Annotated in this window: 20 protein-coding genes; 8 read left to right on the top strand and 12 right to left on the bottom strand. The window is 68.1% G+C overall.

What is annotated here, in order from left to right; all coding sequences use genetic code 11:
• Positions 1 to 29: 29 nt before the first annotated feature.
• Genes QFZ47_RS08100 through QFZ47_RS08070 form a run of 7 tightly spaced genes read right to left on the bottom strand, consistent with a single transcriptional unit; the run spans position 30 to position 8,021 of the window.
• Entirely contained in the window at positions 30 to 839 is an 810-nt protein-coding gene (locus QFZ47_RS08100) for a cytochrome b561 domain-containing protein (protein ID WP_307655157.1), read from the bottom strand.
• Between the two features lie 5 nt (positions 840 to 844).
• Positions 845 to 2,284 (bottom strand): aldehyde dehydrogenase family protein, encoded by a 1,440-nt coding sequence (locus QFZ47_RS08095; protein ID WP_307655156.1) that lies wholly within the window; start codon positions 2,282 to 2,284, stop codon positions 845 to 847.
• Positions 2,285 to 2,297: 13 nt separating this feature from the next.
• A complete protein-coding gene (locus tag QFZ47_RS08090; RefSeq protein WP_307655155.1) occupies positions 2,298 to 3,227 on the bottom strand; it encodes a dihydrodipicolinate synthase family protein in 930 nt (309 codons plus the stop codon).
• A 23-nt stretch (positions 3,228 to 3,250) separates the two neighbouring features.
• A complete protein-coding gene (locus tag QFZ47_RS08085; protein WP_370880571.1) occupies positions 3,251 to 4,813 on the bottom strand; it encodes a UxaA family hydrolase in 1,563 nt (520 codons plus the stop codon).
• A complete protein-coding gene (locus QFZ47_RS08080) occupies positions 4,810 to 5,982 on the bottom strand; it encodes an L-rhamnonate dehydratase (protein WP_307655154.1) in 1,173 nt (390 codons plus the stop codon). The genes QFZ47_RS08085 and QFZ47_RS08080 overlap by 4 nt, the downstream gene beginning before the upstream one ends.
• 25 nt (positions 5,983 to 6,007) lie before the next feature.
• Complete coding sequence (locus QFZ47_RS08075; protein ID WP_307655153.1) at positions 6,008 to 7,057, bottom strand: 4-hydroxythreonine-4-phosphate dehydrogenase PdxA; 1,050 nt, start codon at positions 7,055 to 7,057, stop codon at positions 6,008 to 6,010.
• Position 7,058: 1 nt separating this feature from the next.
• On the bottom strand, positions 7,059 to 8,021 hold the full coding sequence (locus QFZ47_RS08070) for a Bug family tripartite tricarboxylate transporter substrate binding protein (RefSeq protein WP_307655152.1): 963 nt from the start codon (positions 8,019 to 8,021) through the stop codon (positions 7,059 to 7,061).
• A 110-nt stretch (positions 8,022 to 8,131) separates the two neighbouring features.
• Between QFZ47_RS08070 and QFZ47_RS08065 the strand changes: the two genes are divergently transcribed.
• Positions 8,132 to 9,067, top strand: coding sequence for a LysR family transcriptional regulator (locus QFZ47_RS08065; protein ID WP_307655151.1), 936 nt, complete (start codon positions 8,132 to 8,134; stop codon positions 9,065 to 9,067).
• A 46-nt stretch (positions 9,068 to 9,113) separates the two neighbouring features.
• Here QFZ47_RS08065 and QFZ47_RS08060 read toward each other — a convergent pair whose 3' ends face one another.
• Positions 9,114 to 10,112, bottom strand: coding sequence for a Bug family tripartite tricarboxylate transporter substrate binding protein (locus QFZ47_RS08060; RefSeq protein ID WP_307658900.1), 999 nt, complete (start codon positions 10,110 to 10,112; stop codon positions 9,114 to 9,116).
• A 68-nt stretch (positions 10,113 to 10,180) separates the two neighbouring features.
• Positions 10,181 to 11,245: a tartrate dehydrogenase gene (locus tag QFZ47_RS08055; RefSeq protein ID WP_307655150.1), complete on the bottom strand. Its 1,065-nt coding sequence runs from the start codon at positions 11,243 to 11,245 to the stop codon at positions 10,181 to 10,183.
• Positions 11,246 to 11,356: 111 nt separating this feature from the next.
• Here QFZ47_RS08055 and QFZ47_RS08050 point away from each other — a divergent pair, with 111 nt between their 5' ends.
• A complete protein-coding gene (locus tag QFZ47_RS08050; RefSeq protein ID WP_307655149.1) occupies positions 11,357 to 12,286 on the top strand; it encodes a LysR family transcriptional regulator in 930 nt (309 codons plus the stop codon).
• A 27-nt stretch (positions 12,287 to 12,313) separates the two neighbouring features.
• On the opposite strand, the gene QFZ47_RS08045 is transcribed toward QFZ47_RS08050, so the two are convergent.
• Positions 12,314 to 12,643 (bottom strand): four-helix bundle copper-binding protein, encoded by a 330-nt coding sequence (locus tag QFZ47_RS08045; RefSeq protein WP_307655148.1) that lies wholly within the window; start codon positions 12,641 to 12,643, stop codon positions 12,314 to 12,316.
• A gap of 145 nt (positions 12,644 to 12,788) precedes the next feature.
• On the opposite strand from QFZ47_RS08045, the gene QFZ47_RS08040 reads away from it, so the two are divergent.
• The 3 genes from QFZ47_RS08040 to QFZ47_RS08030 all read left to right on the top strand — a co-directional run bounded on the left by QFZ47_RS08040 (position 12,789) and on the right by QFZ47_RS08030 (position 17,182).
• The gene (locus QFZ47_RS08040; RefSeq protein WP_307655147.1) at positions 12,789 to 14,117 is read left to right on the top strand and encodes a lytic murein transglycosylase; all 1,329 of its coding nucleotides are present in this window, start codon (positions 12,789 to 12,791) and stop codon (positions 14,115 to 14,117) included.
• A 115-nt stretch (positions 14,118 to 14,232) separates the two neighbouring features.
• Complete coding sequence (locus tag QFZ47_RS08035) at positions 14,233 to 15,492, top strand: putative Na+/H+ antiporter (RefSeq protein ID WP_307655146.1); 1,260 nt, start codon at positions 14,233 to 14,235, stop codon at positions 15,490 to 15,492.
• 43 nt (positions 15,493 to 15,535) lie between these two features.
• Positions 15,536 to 17,182 (top strand): alpha/beta fold hydrolase, encoded by a 1,647-nt coding sequence (locus tag QFZ47_RS08030; RefSeq protein ID WP_307655145.1) that lies wholly within the window; start codon positions 15,536 to 15,538, stop codon positions 17,180 to 17,182.
• A gap of 72 nt (positions 17,183 to 17,254) precedes the next feature.
• Here the strand turns inward: QFZ47_RS08030 and QFZ47_RS08025 are convergent, their stop codons facing one another.
• A complete protein-coding gene (locus tag QFZ47_RS08025; RefSeq protein ID WP_307655144.1) occupies positions 17,255 to 17,572 on the bottom strand; it encodes a hypothetical protein in 318 nt (105 codons plus the stop codon).
• 306 nt (positions 17,573 to 17,878) lie between these two features.
• Between QFZ47_RS08025 and QFZ47_RS08020 the strand changes: the two genes are divergently transcribed.
• Together QFZ47_RS08020 and QFZ47_RS08015 are read left to right on the top strand one after the other, a co-directional pair.
• A complete protein-coding gene (locus tag QFZ47_RS08020; protein WP_307655143.1) occupies positions 17,879 to 18,466 on the top strand; it encodes a helix-turn-helix domain-containing protein in 588 nt (195 codons plus the stop codon).
• A 1-nt stretch (position 18,467) separates the two neighbouring features.
• Complete coding sequence (locus QFZ47_RS08015) at positions 18,468 to 19,019, top strand: GNAT family N-acetyltransferase (protein WP_307655142.1); 552 nt, start codon at positions 18,468 to 18,470, stop codon at positions 19,017 to 19,019.
• On the opposite strand, the gene QFZ47_RS08010 is transcribed toward QFZ47_RS08015, so the two are convergent.
• A complete protein-coding gene (locus QFZ47_RS08010) occupies positions 18,989 to 19,975 on the bottom strand; it encodes a DMT family transporter (RefSeq protein ID WP_307655141.1) in 987 nt (328 codons plus the stop codon). The genes QFZ47_RS08015 and QFZ47_RS08010 overlap by 31 nt on opposite strands.
• Positions 19,976 to 20,113: 138 nt before the next feature.
• Between QFZ47_RS08010 and QFZ47_RS08005 the strand changes: the two genes are divergently transcribed.
• The gene (locus QFZ47_RS08005) at positions 20,114 to 20,989 is read left to right on the top strand and encodes a LysR family transcriptional regulator (RefSeq protein ID WP_307655140.1); all 876 of its coding nucleotides are present in this window, start codon (positions 20,114 to 20,116) and stop codon (positions 20,987 to 20,989) included.
• The last annotated feature ends 12 nt before the right edge of the window (positions 20,990 to 21,001 follow it).

Here is a 21,001-nt window from a genome sequence, read left to right as displayed (position 1 = left end):
TGAAGTTCGTTTTTTTGGTGGCGGAAGGGTCAGGGCGGGCCGAAGCGTGCGCGCCAGGCCGCCGCCGTGTAGCGGCGCACGCCCCAGCCCACGACGGGCTGCCGGTTTCCCGGGTGCATGGCGCTCGGTCCCCAGATGGCCTGGTAGGTGTCGATACAGCGGCCCTGGCGTTGCAACCAGACGAATACCGCAACGAAGGCACTCCACCAGAGGGCCAGAACAACGGCCATCCAGCGCGGTGCATCGGCTGCGATGAGCCCGAGAGCAATGGTCATCACCGCCAGGGCGATCGCCAGCCAGCCCAGCGATTTGTGCAGGCGCTCGAAGCCGATGCGCCGGCGAGTCATGTCGTAGTGGTCACCGCGAAGCTGGTCATCGGTAGGGCCGCCCTTGCCGCCGCGCAGCAGGCCGCCAGCGACCTGTATCCATCCCGCGAGGCACAGGCTCCAGCCGAGCCACGCATGCACCTGTGCCGCGATACCGTGCCTATTGCCGAGCCCCCACGCGAGTACGAGGCCGGCGGTCATGGCCAGCACGCCGGCGTACTGCAACACACGATGGGCATGCCACCACGCCTTGTGATCGAGCTGCTGCGGCCAGTCCTGCCCGGGCACGATCTTGAAGAAGCGCGCCGCCAATGCGCCGAGTGGCAGGAGAGTGCCCCAGCCGAGCACCATCAGCCGTGCATGCCAGACCATTCGCCCGGCTATGTGGTGTTCGCTGGCACCGGAGAGCGGCGTCAACAGCCAGTCCCATGGCTGCGCCGGTGCCGCATGAGCGACTGCCGGCATGACCAGCAAGCCCGTGAGCGCGACGAAGCATGCAGAACGCTGCGTCATGTCTTTCAGCCCCTAGCGGTGTACGCCGTCTTCACCGTGGTGAAGAACTCCTGCGCATACTTGCCCTGCTCGCGCGGCCCGTAGCTGCTGCCCTTGCGCCCGCCGAACGGCACGTGGTAGTCCACGCCCGCGGTCGGCAGGTTCACCATCACCATGCCGGCCTGGCTGTGGCGCTTGAAGTGCGTGGCGTACTTCAGGCTCGTGGTCGCAATGCCGGCCGAGAGGCCGAATTCCGTGTCGTTGGCCGTGGCCAGCGCCTCTTCGTAGTTCTTCACGCGGATCACGCTCGCAACCGGGCCGAAGATCTCTTCCTTGTTGATGCGCATGGCCGCCGCCGATTCGCTGAAGAGCGCCGGCGACATGTAGTAGCCGTCGGTCTCCAGCTTCAGCAGCTCGCCGCCGGCCGCCAGCGTGGCGCCCTCGCCCTTGCCGATGGCGATGTATTCCATGTCCTGGTCCAGCTGCGACTTGGACGAGACCGGGCCCACGTCTGTGCCCTGCGCCAGCGCATCGCCGACCTTGATCTTGGCCATGCGCGCCTTCATGGCCTCGATGAACTTCGGGTAGATGCCTTCGGTCACGATGAGCCGGCTGGAGGCCGTGCAGCGCTGGCCGGTGGAGTAGAACGCGCTCTGCACGCTGAGCTCCACGGCCTGCGCCAGGTCGGCGTCGTCCAGGATCACCTGCGGGTTCTTGCCGCCCATTTCGAGCTGCACCTTCTTGTGCTTGGTGACGCACTGCACCGCGATGTTGCGGCCCACGCCGACCGAGCCGGTGAAGCTGATCGCATGGATGCCGGGGTGGTTGACCAGCGCCTCGCCGATCACACTGCCGCGGCCCATCACCAGGTTGAACACGCCCGCCGGGATGCCCGAGCGGCTGATGATTTCGGACAGCGCCCAGGCGCAGCCCGGCACGAGGTCGGCGGGCTTGAGGACCACGCAGTTGCCGAAGGCCAGCGCCGGCGCGATCTTCCAGGCGGGAATCGCGATGGGAAAGTTCCAGGGCGTGATGAGGCCGACCACGCCGACCGGCTCGCGCGTGATTTCCACGCCGATGTTCGGGCGCACCGAGGGCAGCAGCTCGCCCGCCAGGCGCAGGCATTCGCCGGCGAAGAACTTGAATATCTGGCCGGAGCGGGTGGCCTCGCCGATGCCTTCGGCTTTTGTCTTGCCTTCTTCACGCGCGAGCAGGGTGCCGAGCTCTTCCTTGCGCGCGAGGATCTCGGTGCCGATCTTGTCGAGCGCGTCGGAGCGCGCCTGGATGCTGCCGGTGGCCCAGGCCGGGAAGGCAGCGGTGGCGGCGGCCACGGCGGCCTCGACATCGGCGGCGCTGCCCTGCGCGTATTGGCCCAGCACGTCGGACAGGTTGCTGGGATTGACGTTGGGGCTGTAGCTTGCGCCGGCACGCCATTCGCCGCCGATCAGGTTGTCGAAGTTTTGCATGAGGGTCTTTTGTTCAGCGTGCCCAGCGCAGTACCAGCGGATCGAGCCGCCGCGCGGTCTCGATCAGGCCCTTGCGGGTTTCCGGGTGCATCGCGGGCCAGGGGTGGCGGGGCGCTTCGCAGGCGATCACGCCGCCTTCCTTCATCAGCGCCTTGGCCGCGAGGAAGCCGGACTGGCGGTTCTCGTGGTTGATGAGCGGCAGCCAGCGCTGGTAGAGCGCAAAGGCCTTGTCGCGGTCGCCCGCGCGGTGCGCCTCGATGATCGGGCGGATGCCGTCGGGATAGCCGCCGCCAGTCATCGAACCGGTGGCGCCGGCATCGAGGTCGGGCATCAGCGTGATCGCTTCCTCGCCGTCCCACGGGCCTTCGACCGCATCGCCGCCCAGGCGGATCAGTTCGCGCAGCTTCGATGCGGCACCGGCCGTCTCGATCTTGAAGTACGCGACATGCTCGATCTCGCGCGCCATCTTTGCGAGGAACGCGGCCGAGAGCGGAGTGCCGGCGGCCGGTGCGTCCTGAACCATGATGGGAATGTCCACCGCGTCGGACAGGCGCGCATAGAAATCGTGGATCTGCGGCTCGGGCACGCGGAAGGTGGCGCCGTGATAGGGCGGCATCACCATCAGCATGGCGGCGCCCATGGCCTGCGCGCGGCGGCTGCGCTCGGCGCACACCGCGGTGCTGAAGTGCGTGGTGGTGACGATCACCGGCACGCGGCCCGCGACGTGCTCGAGCACCGTGCGCGTGAGCACCTCGCGCTCCTCGTCCGACAGCAGGAACTGCTCGGAGAAGTTGGCCAGAATGCACAGACCGTCGGAGCCCGCGTCGATCATGAAATCGACGCAGCGCTTCTGGCTTTCGAGATCGAGTTCGCCGTTTTCGGTGAAGGGCGTCGGAACGACGGGGAAGATGCCGCGAAAGCGGGTGGGGCGAGTGGTTGTCATGGTGTCGTGAAAGAAGTTGCGCGTCAGGTGACCACGCTGATTTGCCAGGGCACGAACTCCTGCTGTCCATAGCCATGGAGTTCGCTGCGCGAAGGTTGGCCCGAGGCGGTGGCCAGGAGCATGCGGAACAGGCGGGCGCCGAGTTCCTCGATGCCCTGCGTGCCGTCGAGCACCTCGCCGCAGTTGAGGTCCATGTCGTCGGATTGCCGTTGCCACAGTGCGGTGTTGGTGGCGAGCTTGAAGGAAGGCGACGGCGCGCAGCCATAGGCCGAGCCGCGTCCGGTGGTGAAGCAGATCAGGTTGGCGCCGCCCGCGACCTGGCCGGTGGCGGAGATCGGGTCGTAGCCGGGCGTGTCCATGAACACCAGGCCGCGGGCCTTCACCGGCTGCGCATACTCATAGACGTCCACCAGGTTGGTCGAGCCGGCCTTGGCGATGCCGCCCAGCGACTTCTCGAGCACGGTGGTGAGGCCGCCCGCCTTGTTGCCGGCCGAAGGGTTGTTGTCCATCGCCGCGCCGTTGCGCGCGCAGTAGGCTTCCCACCAGCGGATGCGCTCGACCAGCTTGCGACCGATCTCGGGCGTTTGTGCCCGTCGCGTCAGCAGGTGCTCTGCGCCATAGATTTCCGGCGTTTCCGACAGGATCGCCGTGCCGCCATGCTGCACCAGCAAATCTACCGCCGCGCCGAGCACCGGGTTGGCCGATATGCCCGAGTAGCCGTCGGATCCTCCGCACTGCAGGCCGACCACCAGGTGGCTCGCGGGCACAGTCTGCCGCTTCACGGCGTTGGCCTGCGGCAGCATCTCCCGGACCAGCTCGATGCCGCGGGCGACGGTGCGCGTGGTGCCGCCCGTGTCCTGGATCGTGAAGCTGTGCAGGCGGGTGCTGTCGGTCAGGCCTTGCGTGGCGAGCAGGGTGGAAACCTGGTTGGTCTCGCAGCCCAGGCCGATGACCAGCACGCCCGCAAAGTTGGGATGGCAGGCGTAGCCGCCCAGCGTGCGCTGCAGGATCGCGAGGCCTTCGCCTTGCGGGTCAACCGCGCAGCCGGCGCCGTGCGTGAGCGCCACCACGCCGTCGATGTTCGGGAACGGCGCCAGCATCTCGGGATGGATGTCGCGCCGGAAGCGGTCGGCAATGGCGCGCGCCACTGTGGCCGAGCAGTTCACCGAGGTCAATATGCCGATGTAGTTGCGCGTGGCGACGCGGCCGTCTTCGCGCACGATGCCTTCGAAGGTCGCAGGCTCGGCGGCGCGCGCCGTCGGGCGCGCATCGGCCGCATGCGCATGGTCGCGCGTGAAGTCGCCCATCGCGAGGTTGTGCGTATGCACATGCTGTCCCGCACGGATCGGCTGGCTCGCAAAGCCAATGATCTGCCCGTAGCGGCGCACGGCCGCGCCCGGCTCGATCGCACGCGTGGCCATCTTGTGGCCCGGCGGTATCAGACCTGCCACGGCGATGCCTTCGCTTTCGATGTGCGTGCCCGAGACCAGCTGGTCGAGCGAGATCACGACATCGTCTTCGGCATGCAGGCGTATCACGCGTGCGTTCGGCTGGAACATCGAGGACAGCATGGCAGCCAGCGTCATTCGACGATGTTGAAGTCCTCGAGGTGCTCGGTCTTGAGCGTGAGGCCGAGGCCCGGCTTGTTGTCGTCGAGCTGCAGGAAGCCGTTCTCGGCCACAGGCTCGCCGTCGAAGATGTAATAGAACAGCTCGTTGCCCACTTCCACATCGTGCATCGGGAAGTACTCAGCCATCGGCGAGGCCAGCGTGCTCATGGTCAGGTGGTAGTTGTGCATCTGGCCCGCGTGCGGAATGACCGGCACGCTGTAGGCCTCGCACAGCGCGTTGATCTTGTGCGCGGCCGTGATGCCGCCGACGCGGTTGGTGTCGTACTGCACCACCGAGACCGCCTTGCGGTCCAGCAGCTGCTTGAAGCCGTAGAGGGAGAACTCGTGCTCGCCGCCCGAGATCGGAATGCTGGTCAGCTGGTTCAGCTCGGCATAGCCGTCGATGTCGTCGGCGATCACCGGTTCCTCGAGCCAGCGCGGCTCGAACTTCTCGAGTTTGGGCAGCATGCGCTTGGCGTACTCGACGTTCCAGCCCATGTAGCACTCGAGCATCAGGTCGTTGTCGTAGCCGATGACTTCGCGCACGGCCTCGACCGACTTCAGGTTCTCCGCCACGCCCTTCTGCAGGTGCGCCGGGCCGTAGCCGAAGCGCATCTTGAACGCGGTGAAACCCTGGTCCAGGAACTTCTGCGCCTCGGCCTGCATTTCATTCAGGTTGGTGCGATAGAGCTTGGAGTAGTAGCAGGGAATCTTTTCCTTGGTGCGGCCGCCGAGCAGCTTGAACACCGGCTTGTTCACCGACTTGCCCAGGATGTCCCAGATCGCGAGGTCGACCGCCGAGATCGCGGCCATGGTTACGCCCTTGCGGCCCCAGGCGTGCGTGGCGCGGTACATGCGCTGCCACAGGTACTCGTAGTCCCACGGGTCGTGGCCGATCACCAGCGGTGCGAGGTACTGGTCGATGATCGCCTTGGCGATGGTCGGCGCGAGCGCCACGTTGCCCAGGCCCACGATGCCGTCGTCGGTCTCGATCTCAACCACGGTCCATGAATGGAAGCGGAAGGTGCTCATGGTTTCCTGCGGCGCGTACAGCAGGTCCATCGCGTTGGAGCAGAAATTGCCCTGCGGCGGAACGGTCTTGCCCTTCCACTCGAAAACGCGGGCGCGGACGGATTTGATCTTCATGGTGTCTCTCTGGAGTTGGCGGGGTTCAAGCGGATGCGTGGTTGGCGAGGCGGTGCGCAACCCCCATGCGGCTCGCGATGCGGAAGGCCTGCCACATGGCTTCGACACTGGCCTTGCCCTGGCCCGCGATGTCGTAGGCCGTGCCGTGCGCCGGCGTGGTGATGGGAATTGGCAGCCCGCCCTGCACCGTGACGCCGCGGCTGAATCCCATCAGCTTGATGGCGATCTGGCCCTGGTCGTGGTACATGGTCACGATGGCCTGGTACTCGCCCGCCTGCGCCTTCAGGAAGATGGTGTCGGCGGGGAAGGGGCCGTGGAAGGGCGACTCGGTCGGCCAGTCACGCGCCTGCAGTCCCTGCACGGCCGGGATGACGATGTCGATCTCCTCGCGCCCGCACAGGCCTCCGTCGCCGCCGTGCGGATTGAAGGCCGCGACGGCAATCTTCGGCTGCGCCACGCCGTTGGCCAGCAGCGAGCGGTAGATCAGTTCAGCCGCTTGCTCGATGCGCTCGACGCTCAGGTAGCTGGCCACGTCCTTCAGCGGCACATGCGAAGAGATGCGCGAGGTCCAGAGTTCGCCGAGGGTATTGAACTCGCAGAAATAGCCGCTCACGCCCAGGTGCTGCGCGAAATGGTGCAGCTCGTCCTCGTGCTGCAGGCCGCCGATCTTCATGGCGTGCTTGTTCAGCGGCGCGAAGCAGATCGCGTCGACCTGGCCGGCCAGCGTCGCGTCCATGCAGCGGTCGAGCACCTGCAGCACCGAGCGCCCGCCTGGTGCTGCGGCCTGGCCGCGCTGCACCAGCGCGGGATCGATGCTGTGCACGGCGAGGAATGCAGGTCGCGCCGTGCTGGCGCGGCCGCGCACTTCGGCCAGCGAGCGCACCTCGTCGGTGGCGACAGAGGTGCCGGCGATGCGCTGACCTTCGTCCCAGAGCCAGCGGTCGCCGATCAGCACGATGTTGGCCAGCGCGGCGGCCTCGGGTTTGGCCAGCAGCCTGGCGATCAGTTCGGCGCCGATGCCGGCGGGGTCGCCCAGCGTGAGCGCGACAACGGGAAGAGAAGGTGTTTTCGTCATGTCAATCCAGGCGGATATGGTTTTTCTTGATGACCTCGCCGAAACGCTTGTATTCGGCGGCGTGGAACTGCGCGAACTGCGCCTGGGTCATGGGCGTGGTCTCGGCGCCGATGGCCTGCAGTCGGGTTTGGGTTTCAGGCATCGCGAGCACCCGATTGACCGCGTCGTGCACCTTGTCCTGCACCGCCCTGGGCGCTCCGGCCGGCATGTAGATGCCGTACCAGGCGCTCATCTCGACGCCGGGCACGCCGGCCTCGGCCAAGGTCGGCACGTTGGGCAGTTGCACGTTGCGCTTCGCAGTGGTCACCGCGAGTGCGCGGACCTTGCCGTTCCTGATCTGGCCGATCACCGAGGGCAGGGTGTCGAAGCTCAACTGCACCTGGCCGCCGATCAGGTCGACCAGCGCCGGACCGCTGCCCTTGTAGGGCACGTGCGCGATGTCGACGCCCGCCGCGTCCTTGAACATCTCGGCCGCGATGTGCTGCGTGCTGCCTGAGCCGCTGGTGGCGTAGTTGAGCTTGCCCGGCTCCTGCTTGGCGAGCTTGACCAGCGCCTGCACCGAGTCGGCCGGCACGCTGTTGCTCACCACCAGCACGTTGGGTACGGCGCCGACGAAGGCCACCGGCACCAGGTCGCGGTTGCCGTCGTAGTTGAGCTTGAGCAGGTGCGGCGCAATCGCATGGGCCGTGACCACGCCCATCACCATGGTGTGGCCGTCTGTCGACTTGGCCGTGGCATCGGCCGCCAGGGTGTTGGAAGCGCCGGGCCGGTTCTCGACCACCACCGGCTGCTTGAGCAAGGGGCCGAGCCGGTCGGCCACCGCGCGGGCCATCGCGTCGGTCCCGCCGCCGGGCGCGGAGCCGACCATGATCCTGATCGGGCGGGTGGGCCAATCCTGGGCCTGCGCGGCGCTCGCGGCGAGCGCCAGCATCCCGGCGGCCGCGGCCGCCATGAGTTTCTTCATCTGCTTGTCTCCGGTCTGTTTCGAGGAATCGTTGGCGCCGATCGTAGGCAGGCGATTGATTCCCGTAAACTGAAAGAACTTGATCGATCAATATCCTGAGGTAATCAATCGTGGGCTCCATCGACAGGCAGGATTCGACCCCGCAGCTGCTCAACCGCGTTCGCATGAGGCAGGTGGCGCTGATGCTGGCGGTGGAAGAACGGCGCACCCTGCGCGCCGCGGCCGACCAGCTCGGCCTGACGCAGCCGGCCGCCACCAAGATGCTCCATGAGCTCGAGAGCGCGCTGGGCCAGCCGATGTTCGAGCGCGTCGGCCGCGGACTGCAGCTCAATGCCGCGGGCGAGCGCGTGATGGGTTACTTCAGGGGTATCCGCGGCAGCATGGAGGCGCTCAACCGCGAGCTGCACGAGTTCCAGCTCGGCAGCGTGGGCAAGTTCTCGCTCGGCAGCATCATGGCGGCCTCGCCCGGCCGGCTGACCGATGCGCTCACCGAGCTCAAGGCAGCGCATCCCTTGCTGGCCATCGAGATTGCGGTGGACACCAGCGACAAGCTGCTCGCCCAACTGCACGAAGGCGTGCTCGAGGTGGTGGTGGGACGCCCCGTCGGCCCCCAGGCGGCGGCCTGCACCTTCAGCGCCATTGGCGACGAGTCCTTGGCGGTGGTCGTCGGCAACGACCATCCGCTGGCCGGGCAGTCACGCGTGGCCTTTGCCGACCTGCTGGAATACACATGGATCCTGCAGCCTGCGCACAGCCCCATGCGCGACGTGATCGAACGCGAGTTCCAGGTTCACCACGCGGTGATGCCGCCCGGCCTGATCGAAACCGGCTCGATACTCACGACCATCAACCTGATCCGCAAGTCGCGGATGGTCGGCGTGATTCCGGCAACGGTCGCGCAGCGCGACGCCGAGCACGGGGTGCTGAGCATCGTGCAGTACTCGATCCGGCACAAGCTCTCCACCTACGGCAGCATTGTTCGCAGCGACCGGCCGCTGAGCCTTCCCGCAAAACATTTCCTGGAGCTGTTGCACAGGAAGCGATAAGCCAGCCATGGTCCGTTCTGCTGCCGCCGCATCGACGGGGCCGCGCCTACTCGACCGCGACCTTGCCTTCCTTGACCAGCCTCGCGAACTTCGCCGTCTCCTCGCGGATGCGGGCCGCCATCTCGGCGGAGCTGTCGCCGATGGGGTCGGCGCCGATCGCGCGCATCCGCTCGGCGAACTCCGGCGACCTGATGATCCTCGTCATCTCGGTGTGGAGCTTCGAGGTGATGTCCTTCGGCGTTCCCGCCGGCGCCAGCACGCCGAACCAGGTTCCGATGTCGAAGCCCTTGAGCCCGGCCTCCTCGAGTGTCGGCACCTCGGGCAGCACGGCGGAGCGCTTCGCGGTGGTGACGGCCAGCGCGCGCAGCTTTCCGCCCTTGATGTGCTGCAACACGGGCGTGATGGTGTCGAAGGACATGTCCACCTGCCCGCCCAGCAGGTCGGTGGTGAGCGGACCGCTGCCCTTGTACGGCACGTGCAGCAGCTTGACGCCGGTGCTGGCCTGGAATTGGGTGCCGATCAGGTGCTGCGCGGTGCCGTTGCCGTTGGAGCCGTAGGCCAGTTCCTTGGACGACGACTTGGCGAGCGCGACCAGCTCGGCGACCGACTTGGCCGGCGTGAGCACAGCATTGACCACGAGCACGTTCGGCACCATCGCCACCGTGGTGATGGGCGCGAAGTCTTTCTGGAAGTCGTAGGGCAGTTTCTTGTAGACGCTGGTGGCGATGGTGTGGTGCACCGCGCCCATCAGCAGCGTGTAGCCATCGGGCCTGGCCTTCGCGACATAGTCGGCGCCCAGCGTGGCGCCGGCGCCCGGCTTGCTTTCGACGATCACCGGCTGGCCCAGGCTCTTGGAGAGCGCATCGGCGAGCGCGCGGGCCAGCACGTCGGTGGTGCCGCCGGAAGGGAAGGGCACGATCAGGCTGATCGGCTTGGCCGGCCACGGCTCCTGGGCGGCGGCCCAGGGCGCGATGGCAAGGCCGAGGGCCGCCAGGGTGGTTCCCGTGAGGGCGCGGCGCCCGATGGCGAATCGTTGCTTCAACATCATGTCTTGTCTCCAGGCTGACGGTCTGCGCCGTTCTTCTTGCGGTTGCGGTATGAAAGGGATGCTCTCTATGCGAGCCGCGCGCACACGGCCTGCGTGACTTGCGCCGTGGTGGCCGTGCCGCCGAGATCGCGTGTGTGCAGCGCGGGGTCGGCCGTCACGGCTTCGACCGCCTGCATGACGCGCCTGGCGGCCTCGGCTTCGCCGAGGTGTTCCAGCATCATCACGACCGACCAGAAGGTGCCGACCGGATTGGCCAGGCCCTTGCCCATGATGTCGAAGGCGGAGCCGTGGATCGGTTCGAACATCGACGGGTAGCGCCGCTCGGGATCGATGTTGCCGGTGGGTGCGATGCCCAGGCTGCCCGCGAGTGCGGCGGCCAGGTCGCTGAGGATGTCGGCATGCAGGTTGGTCGCGACGATGGTGTCGAGCGAGGCCGGCCGGTTGACCATGCGCGCAGTGCAGGCGTCGACCAGCTCCTTGTCCCAGGTCACGTCGGGGAATTCCTTGGAGATCTGCAGCGCGATTTCGTCCCACATCACCATCGCATGGCGCTGCGCGTTGCTCTTGGTGACCACGGTAAGCAGCCTGCGCGGCCGCGACTGCGCCAGCCTGAAGGCGAAGCGCATGATGCGTTCGACGCCCGCGCGGGTCATCATCGACACGTCGGTCGCGGCTTCGATCGGGTGGCCCTGGTGCACGCGGCCGCCGACGCCGGCGTACTCGCCTTCGGAGTTCTCGCGCACGATGACCCAGTTGAGGTCGTCCGGGCCGCAGCGCTTGAGCGGGCCGTCGATGCCGGGCAGGATGCGTGTCGGGCGCACGTTGGCGTACTGGTCGAAGCCCTGGCAGATCTTCAGGCGCAGGCCCCATAGCGTGATGTGGTCGGGAATGTGCGGATCGCCGGCCGAGCCGAACAGGATCGCGTCCTTGCCGCGCAGCGCGTCGAGGCCGTCGTCCGGCATCATGACGCCGTGCGCGCGGAACCAGTCGCCGCCCCAGCCGAAATTCTCGAACTCGAAACTGAAGCTGCTGCTGGCCGAAGCCAGCGCTTCCAGCACTTGCTGGCCCGCGGGCACGACTTCCTTGCCGATGCCGTCTCCGGGGATGGTTGCGATCTTGTACGTCTTCATGGCGATGTCCGCGAAAGGTTGGGAAGAAGTGCCCACTGTAAGAATCAGGAGCCTGCGGAATCGGCGCTAAAGTGAAGCCATCGTTAACCTGGATTCAACAGTGAGGCCACGATGAGCAGCGCCATCCTTCCGGCCGATCTCGGCTTTTTCTCCACCCTGGCCAGCGCCGGCAGCCTGAGCGCAGCCGCGCGGGAGCTGGGCATCACCACACCCGCGGTCAGCAAGCACCTGGCGCTGATGGAATCGCGCGCCGGCGTGCTGCTGGTCAACCGCTCGACGCGCCGCATGAGCCTCACGCCCGAGGGCGAGCTCTACCTGGAGCATGCACGCCGGATCCTCGGCGAGATCGACGGCATGGAGGAACTGCTGGGCGTGTCCCGCGCAACGCCCCGCGGCCTGCTGCGCGTGAATGCCACGCTGGGCTTCGGGCGCAGCCATGTGGCGCCGCTGATCTCGCGCTTCGTGCGCAAGCATCCGGCCGTGGAGGTGCAGCTGCAGCTGTCGGTCAATCCGCCGGCGCCGAGCGAAGACCTGTTCGATGTCTGCGTGCGCTTTGGCGCGCCGCCGGACAGCCGGGTGGTCGCGAGGCACATCGCGTCCAACCGCCGGCTGCTGTGCGCATCGCCCGCCTACCTGGCAGCGCGCGGCACGCCCAAGGTTCCGAACGACCTGGCCAGGCACAACTGCATCGGCATCCGCCAGGGCGAGGAGGCCTACGGCGTTTGGCGCCTGACGAGCGGACGAGGCCGCCATGCGCGCACCGAGTCCATCAAGACGCGCGGCAGCCTCGCGACCAACGACGGCGAGATCGCCGTGAACTGGGCGCTCGAAGGCCACGGCATCCTGATGCGGGCCGAGTGGGACATCAACCGCTACCTGCGCAACGGCCGCCTGGTGCAGGTGCTGCCGCAGTACTTCACGCCCGATGCGGACATCTACGCGGTGTATCCGCAGCGGCACCAGCTGGCCGCGCGCGTGCGGGCCTTCGTCGACTTCCTGGCGCTTTCATTCACGCAGCAGGCGGCATCCGGCAAGGCATAGCCGGGACGCTCGCCGTGCCGCAGCAGTTCAGCGCGCCATGGCGCGGCATGCGGCCGCGCAGTCCCGGCATGCCTTGGCGCAGGCCTGGCAGTGGTCGTGCTTGTGTTTGGCGCATTCCTCGCCGCAGGCTTCGCAGATGCCGGCGCACAGCGCGCAGATGGCTTTGGCATGTTCGCTGCCGCGCGCCATGGCGGCCGCGGCAAACTGGCAGGCGGCCGCGCAATCCATGTCGAGCGCGATGCACCTGGCCATCATCTGGACGTCGGGCTCCTTCAGGCAGGCCGCGGCGCAGTGGTTGCACGCGGTGGCGCAGCCGTTGCATGCCTCGATGCATGCGGCGTAGGTTTGGTGTGGCATGGCTGTCCCCTTGAGATTCTTCGAGCCGCGAAGGGCCGCTGCTGGTGGTTCATGCTCGCTGGCCGGCCCATCGCAGGTGTAGGAAAGGGGCGCGTTGGCGCGTGAGAACGGCTTGCCGCCGTGCAGCACGGGTGAAAATCCAAAAATGCATCAAGCCAGCAGCACCTCATTCCTGCAGTCCACCCGGCGCGCCATCGCGGCTGCGGCCATCGCGGCGCTTGTCGCAAGCTGCGCTTCCGCGCCATCGGGATCGACAACGCAGTCGCCCGGCTCGACAGCGGGTGCGCGGCCCGCAACCACGCTCACGCCCGCGCCCACCACGCCCGCGGGCCCGGACGCCGCCGCGCTCGAACAGCAGCGCTTCGCCAAGTGGGTTGCCGACTTCCGCGCCACCGCACGCGCATCCGGCATCAGCGAGGCCACCTTGCGAAGCGCCTTCGACCAGGTGCAGTTTCTCCCGCGGGTGATCGAACTGGACCGTGCCCAGCCCGAGTTCACGCGCACCGCCTGGGACTACCTCGACAACACCGTCTCGCCCCAGCGCATTGCAACCGGCCAGGACAAGCTGCTGCAGGTGCGCGCCGAAGCCGATGCGGCCGCCGCGCGCTACGGCGTGCCGGGCACCATCGTGGTCGCCATCTGGGGCATGGAAAGCAACTACGGCGGCAACTACGGCAGCACCCCGGTCATCGATGCGCTCGCGACGCTCGGCTTCGAGGGCCGGCGCGAAGACTGGGCGCGCCGCGAACTGCTGGCCGCGCTGAAGATCCTCGACAGCGGCGACATCGCGCGCGACCGCATGATCGGCTCCTGGGCGGGCGCCATGGGCCAGACCCAGTTCCTGCCGTCGAACTTTCTGGCCTACGCGGTGGATGCCGACGGCGACGGACGGCGCGACATCTGGGGCAGCATGCCCGATGTGGTGGCCTCGACGGCGAACTTTCTCTCGCGCTCGGGCTGGCAGGCCGGCATGCCCTGGGGCGTGGAGGTCAGGCTGCCGGCGGGCTTCGACTACGGCCGCGCCGACATGGCCGTGCGGCAGCCGAGCGCGCAATGGGCGGCCGAGGGGCTCAGAGCCATAGACGATCGGCCGCTGCCGGAGTTCGCCGATGGCGCGGTGCTGCTGCCGGCGGGCGCGCAGGGGCCGGCCTTCCTTGTCGGGCCGAACTTTCGCGCCGTGCTGCGCTACAACAACTCGACCAACTACGCGCTCGCCGTGGGCCTGCTCGCGCAGTGCCTCGGCGGCGGCCCCGACGTGCAGGCGCCATGGCCGAGAAGCCTGGCGGCGCTCTCGCGCAGCCAGATGGTCGAGCTGCAGACTGCGCTCAGCCAGCGCGGCTTTGCCACCGGCGCGGCCGACGGCGTCATGGGTCCGGCCACGCGCGAAGGGCTGCGCCGCTACCAGCGCAGCGTCGGCCTGCCAGCGGACGGCTATCCGAGCGTGGAGCTGCTGCAGCGGCTGCAGCGGCCTTAGCTGGCGGCCCCGTTAAACTGGGGCCGGGTGCGAGGCCGCTTGTGTTTTTCTTTGCGGCACCGCAGGTTCATGCGATGGTCGGGCCGCCACGCGGATCAGCCACGCCATCCCTCCCATGCAAGAGCCCACCATCCAGTACCTTGCCGCAGCGATCTTCGCCGTGGCGCTTGTCCACACCTTTGCCGTCAAGCAGTTCGAGCGGCTGTCGCACCGCTTTCCCCGGCACGCCGGCCTGTTCCACCTGCTGGGCGAGGTGGAAGTCGTGTTCGGCTTCTGGGCCATCGTGCTCGTGCTTGCAATGGCCCTGGTCGTCGGGGGCGGGCCGGCGCTCGGCTATGCGGAGTCGCGCAACTACACCGAGCCGCTGTTCGTCTTCGTCGTGATGGTGGTGGCCGCCTCGCGGCCCGTGCTGCGCACCGTCATGTCGGGCGTGAGCCTCGTGGCGCGGGTGCTGCCGCTGCCCACGCCTGTCGCGGCAGCATGGCTCGGGCTGGCGGCCGTTCCGCTCTTGGGCTCGCTCGTCACCGAGCCCGCGGCCATGACCATTGCGGCGCTCATGCTCGCGCCGCAGATCTTCAGGCCGCAGGTGCCCGAAGCGGTGAAGTACCTCGCGCTGGGCGTGCTGTTCGTCAACGTATCGATCGGCGGCACGCTCACGTCGTACGCCGCGCCGCCGGTGCTGATGGTGGCCTCGACCTGGCAATGGGACAGCACCTTCATGCTCGCCACCTTCGGCTGGAAGGCCGCCATCGCCGTGCTCGTCAACGCCACCGTGGCCGCCTTCGTGCTGCGCAGGCACCTGCCCGCCGCATCGGCCGGGGACGCGGCGCTCGCCGAAGCGCCCGTGCCGCCCGCCGTGGCCGTGGCGCACCTGGTGCTGCTGGCCGGCATCGTGCTGTTCGCGCACCACCCGGTGGCGTTCCTCGGGCTCTTCCTGATGTTCCTCGGATTCACGCAGGCCTATGAGCGCCACCAGAGCCCGCTGATCATCAAGGAGGCGCTGCTCGTCGGCTTCTTCCTGGCCGGGCTGGTGGTGCTTGGCGGCATGCAGCAGTGGTGGCTGGAGTCGGTCGTCTCCAGCCTGCAGCCGCTGGCCTTGTTCTTCGGCGCGCTGGGCCTCACGGCCATCACCGACAACGCGGCGCTCACCTACCTGGGCTCGCTGATCTCGAACATTTCGGACGAATCGAAATACATGCTCGTGGCCGGCGCGGTGGCCGGCGGCGGCCTGACGGTGATTGCCAACGCGCCCAATCCCGCGGGCGTCGCGCTGCTCAAGCGCGGCTTCTCCGACGAGACCATCGGCGCCGGCGGGCTGCTGCTGGGTGCGCTCGGCCCCACGCTCGTGGCCGCCGCGGCCTTCATGCTCTTATAGTGGGCCGCGCATCGCGTGGATCAAAAAAGAAGGAGACAAGAACATGCGCACGTTCTCTCGCATCGGACCCGCCGCAGGCGCGGTGCTTGTGGTGGCCCTGGCCATCGGCGGCTGCTCTTCCCACGGGACGGCCGTTTCCACAAGCACGAGGGCGGAGCCGCCGCCCACCGATTGCCGCGCCTGGGTGGGCGTCGACCGCAACCACGAGCTGCCCGGCTACCGTCTGCCGCAGTCCGATGGCCGCACCGTGTGCGTGCCGCTCGGCGTCAATGCCTACCATCCGCCCGCGGGCTATGCCGGGAGCGACTACTACGTCGAAGAATTCACCGATGCACGCCTGAAGGAGCGCTGGCGCACCTGCAAGGCCGATGCCGCCTGCTTTGCGCGCATCGATGCGCAGATGCAGCGCTGGCTGCCGCCGAACAAGGCGCGTTCGACGCGCTCCACCGGCGTGGTCGATCCCTCCGGCAAGATCGATCCGGAAGGGCTCGTCGACCTGCGGCAGATCCGCCGCCCGGCCTTCTTCGCCAAGGCGCCCTATGCGGAGGCGATTGCGCGCGCCGATGCCAGCACCACCATCGTCGAGTTCACCGTGCCGCGCGACAGCTTCGAGCGCATCGACCTGAAGATGGCCGATCCGGTCAAGCTGCGCGGCTGGTACATCGAAGGCCGCGGCGTCGACGACGGCAAGGGCGGCAGGATGCGCGCGCTGGCGATCATGGCGCCGGGCGGCGGCGGGCAGCTCACCGCGATCCAGCACCCCGACGAAAAACCCTACCGCATCGATCCGGCCACGGGCCGGGCGGTCGACATCAGGTTTCCGAACGCCACCACCGAGACCATGGGCCAGCGCTGGTGGCGCGAGAACCTCGATGCGCTCCACCAGGCGGGCTTCGACGTGCTGGCCTACGACCGGCGCGGCGAGGGCATTTCGGGCGGATTCAGCGACACCCACACGCTGGAGCAGGGCGAGGACGTGTTTCGCGTGCTCGCGCAGTTCGACACCGGCGACGGCCTGCGGCTTCTCACGCCCGACGGCCGGGTGCTCGAAGGCCGCGAGGCGGCCGGCAAGCTGCTGGGCGGCATGAAGTCGACGCGCATTCCGATTTTGCTCGGCGGCTATTCGCGCGGCTCGATGTCCACGGCCTGGGCCATGGCCAAGAACTTTTCGGGCGCATGCAGCGACGACATGCCGGTGCCCGAATGCCTGCCGCCCAAGGGGCTTTCGAACATCAAGGGCGCGATCCTGCTGTCTTCGTTTGCGAGCGGCGCGGGCTACCTGCCCGCCTCGCCCGACCTGGCCGACCGCAACCTGTTTCTTGGCGGCATGGCGGCGGACCATCACATCCTGTTCTATCCGAACTCGGCGCCGCTCGCGGGCATGCACAAGTGGCCGGCCGCCTTCTTCGGCAAAGGCCTGTGGGACCGCGCCGAAACACTGGAAGGCACCGTGGCCGCCTACGACCGCATTCCCGGCGCGCGCGAAATCGTGGTGGCCCGCGCACCCCATTCGATCGAGACCTGGCCGGAGAGCGACAGGCAGTATTTGCGCGAGCGGATGGTGGCCTTCGCGAAGGTGGCGATCACGGGCGGCACCACCGTGCCAGGCGCAAAGCCCTGGTCCAACCTCAAGGAACTGGTCGCCACCACGCCTGATTCTTGGGAGCCGTCGTCGAGGCCGAAAGAATGAAGCGCGCCGCGATACCTGGGCATGCAGCGGCAACTACCCTGGACGTGCGGGCTGGTTGATGAAGCCAGTCGCCTACGCTCCAAACAGCATGGTGGCGAGGAACCAGGTTGCCCACAGAGCCGCATAGGCGGCGCCCCCGAGTACGCACACAAAGGCGACGGCGTACACGATTCGGCGGCCGACCCCTGGCGCATGAGGTACGTAGCGCCAATAAATCCATGCGGCCCAAAGCAGGAGGATCGAGACTTCGATGAAGAGGGTAAGCATCGGCGCGAACCTTCCCAACGAAGCGAACGCGCTGCTCCCGACGAAGCCGGCCAGCACCTGAATCAACGGCGAGGCAATGACCCATAGCGCGACATGCAATCCGAGTCGCCAGCCAGCCTTCATCGCAGTGCCTCGCCTTTGAAGAAGTGCAGGGGCATGGGTTGTTCCCACCCGGGTGTCTGGTACCCAGCCACGCGGACATCTGGCACATAACCCATCACGCTTCGCAGAAGCGCCGCCAATAGAGTGTGAAGCTCGGCTCCGAGTGCTGCGCGCGCGCAACCGAATTGGTGTCCGATGACATTGTTCTCTCCCTTTGATTGGCCAGTTGCGCTGGCTCATTCGCCGCATGGTATCGAACGATCCGGCCGGTTCGTTCGCGTGGCCGCTTGACTTGTTTTCCACGATGTTGGATATACTTCCGACATCATGGAAAATCAGCCACCAAGCCTCAACGACCGCATCGCGCAGCGCGTGCGAGACCTGCGCGCCGACCGCGGCCTTTCGCTCGATGCGCTGGCGGCGCATTGCGGCGTCAGCCGCTCGATGATCTCGCTCATCGAGCGCGGCGAAAGCAGCCCGACGGCGGTGCTGCTCGAAAAACTTGCGACCGGCCTCGGCGTTCCGCTGGCGTCGCTGTTCGAGGCGCCGGTGCCTGCGCCGGGGCCGGTGTCCCGGCAGGCCGACCAGCCGCAATGGCGCGATCCGCATTCGGGCTATGTGCGCCGCAACGTGTCGCCCGGCGGCTCCGCATCGCCGCTCCATATCGTCGAGATTCTTTTTCCGCCCAAGGCGCGCGTGGCCTACGAAACCGGCGCGCGGGAACCCCAGGTTCACCAGCAGGTGTGGGTGCTCGAAGGAACCATCGAAGTCACGCTCGGCGACGACCGCCACCGGCTCGGCGCGGGCGACTGTCTGGCGCTGATGCTCGACCGCCCCACCAGCTACTACAACCCCACCCGGCAGATCGCGCGCTATGCCGTCGTGATCGCCACCTCGCCTTCTTCCTGGAGATGACATGACCCAACCTGCGGCAATAACTCCTGTGCCACGCATCCGCGTTCTCTCCAGCGTCGACGACGTGCATGTCCGGCAGCTGGCCGACGTGCTCGTCGACTGCGTCGAAGGCGGCGCCTCGGTCAGCTTCATGCTGCCGCTCGCGCCCGGGCGCGCCCAGGCGTTCTGGCATCGCGTGGCCGAGGGCGTGGCAGGCGGCGAGCGCGCGCTGCTGGTGGCCGAAGATGCGCGAGGCATCGTTGGCACGGTGCAGCTGGTGCTCGCGCAGCCCGAGAACCAGCCGCACCGCGCCGAGGTCTCGAAGATGCTCGTGCACCGGCGTGCCCGGCGCCAGGGTGTGGGCGCGCTGCTGATGCAGGCCGCCGAGCAGCTCGCGCGCGAACACGGAAAGACTTTGCTCGTGCTCGACACCTCCAGCGCCGAGGCCGAGCGGCTCTATGCCCGGCTCGGCTGGACGCGCGTCGGCGTGGTTCCGGGCTTTGCGCTGCTGCCCGGCGGCGCGCCGTGCGACACCACCTACTTCTATCGCACGCTGGCGCCGCAAGCACGATAGCCCGCGGTGTTGCCGCCCTCGGCGCGCGCTGCGGGCGCGATCGCGGCCGCAGCCCTGCGGCTCGCGGCCGTATGCAGCAGCAACCCGCCGACCACCATTGCCATGCCGGCCAGTTCATTCGCAGAAGGCAGCTTGCCCAGCGCAATGCCCATCAACAGGGCCGACACCGGAACGAAGTTCAGGAACGCCGTGCCGGTGACGGCGCCCAGCGTGCGCACGCCGTAGTTGAAGGCCAGCACGGAAATGGCGGACGGCGCCAGGCCCACGAACAGCAGCGCGTGCCACGACAGGCGCAGGCCCTCGGCGCTGGGTGCATGGCTGGCGCCAAGGACGGTGGCGATCAGCGCGCCCGCCAGCAGCAGCGGCCAGGAAGCCAGCACGGTGAGGGCCGAATACTCGACCACGTCGAGCGCGGGAAAGCGCGCCGCGCCGCGCGTGTACCAGATCCAGCCGAGCGTGCCGGCAAAGGCCACCGCATCGCCGAAGAGCGTCGAGCCGGCCGACGAGGCAGCGCCGAAGAAGAGGCCCGACACCATGGCCACGCCCGCGAGCGCCAGCGCCGTCGCCAGCAGTGCCAGCCGCGCGGGCCGCACGCCGTCGAAGGCCCAGCGCACCAGCTGCGTGGTCATGGGCGTGGTCGCCACGATCACCGCGCCGTGCGAGGGCACCGAATGCGCGAGCCCGACGAACAGCATCACGCTGAAGACGCCGAAGCCCGCGGCGCCCCGCAGCGCCAGCGGCAGCGCGTGCAGGCGAAGCTTGCGCCACGGCGCCGCGCCGCGCGGCAGCAGCAGCGCGGCGAACAGCAGGGCCGACATGCTGTAGCGGATCAGCGTGAACCACACGGGTTCGACGTGCGGCAGAACGTCCTTGCCGACGAGGAACATGGCGCCCCATCCGGAGGTGGCGAGCAGCAGCGCGGCAATGCCGAGCGGACGTGGATTGGCGGTGGGCATGGTGTGCGGGCCTCGTTGCATTGAATCGATGGCGCCAAGCTTCGGCTTTTCCACGCCGCGCGGCCATTCGCTTCTTTGGACCGGGGGCTCCAAAAAAACGAACGGACGCAGGCCACGCCAGCGCTCACAATTTGCGTCATGGAGCTCTATCAACTGAAGACCTTCGTCGCCATTGCGAAGGAGGGCAGCCTCACCCGCGCCGCCGAGCGCGTGTTCACCAGCGCGCCGGCCGTCAGCGCCCAGCTCAAGGCGCTGGAGGACGAACTGGGCGTGAAGCTGTTCGAGCGCACGCCGCGCGGCATGGTGCCCACGCAGGCCGGCCGCAGCCTGCTCGAGGAAGCCGAGCGCACGCTGGCCTCGGCCATGCGCATGCGCTCGGCCGCCGAGCAGCTGCGCGGCGCGGCGCAGGGCGTGGTGCGCTTCGGCACGGTGGTCGATCCGGTGGCGCTCAGGCTCGGCGAGGTGCTGGTCAAGCTCGCCGAACGCCATCCGCAGGTCACGCTGCAGCTGCGCCAGGGACTGTCGTTCGAGACACTGGCGGCGGTGCAGCGCGGCGAACTCGACTGCGCCTATGCGCTCAGCGACAGCGAGCAGGTCGAAGGCATGGAATTGCTGCGCCTGGTTCCGGTCGAGCTGGTCGTGACGCTGCCCCTGCCGCTGTCCGAGGCCCACCCGGGCCTCACGCTCGACGAACTCACCCGCTTGCCGTGGGTAGGCACGCCGCCATCGTGCATCCTGCGCACGCACCTGGAGAAGCTGTTCGCCGGCGCCGGCCGCGACTACAGGCAGGGGCGCACGGCCGACAGCGAAAGCGCCGTGCGCAGCATGGTCGCAAGCGGCATGGGCGCGGGCCTGCTGCGGCTCGACCAGGCCGAGCAGGGCCAGCGCAACGGCGAACTCGCGATCTGGAACGGCTGGCGCTCGCGCACCTGGCTGTGCTGGCTCGCGGCCGAAGGCCGGCACGCGAGCGCCGTCGAGGCGGTGCGCAGCGCGGTGCTCGAAACCTGGGCCTGAGACGTCGGTCGG

This window comes from Variovorax paradoxus (genome assembly GCF_030815975.1).
In the GTDB taxonomy this organism is placed as follows: domain Bacteria; phylum Pseudomonadota; class Gammaproteobacteria; order Burkholderiales; family Burkholderiaceae_C; genus Variovorax; species Variovorax paradoxus_N.
Note: the sequence above shows the minus strand (reverse complement) of the source record. Positions and strands in the feature narration are given on the sequence as shown.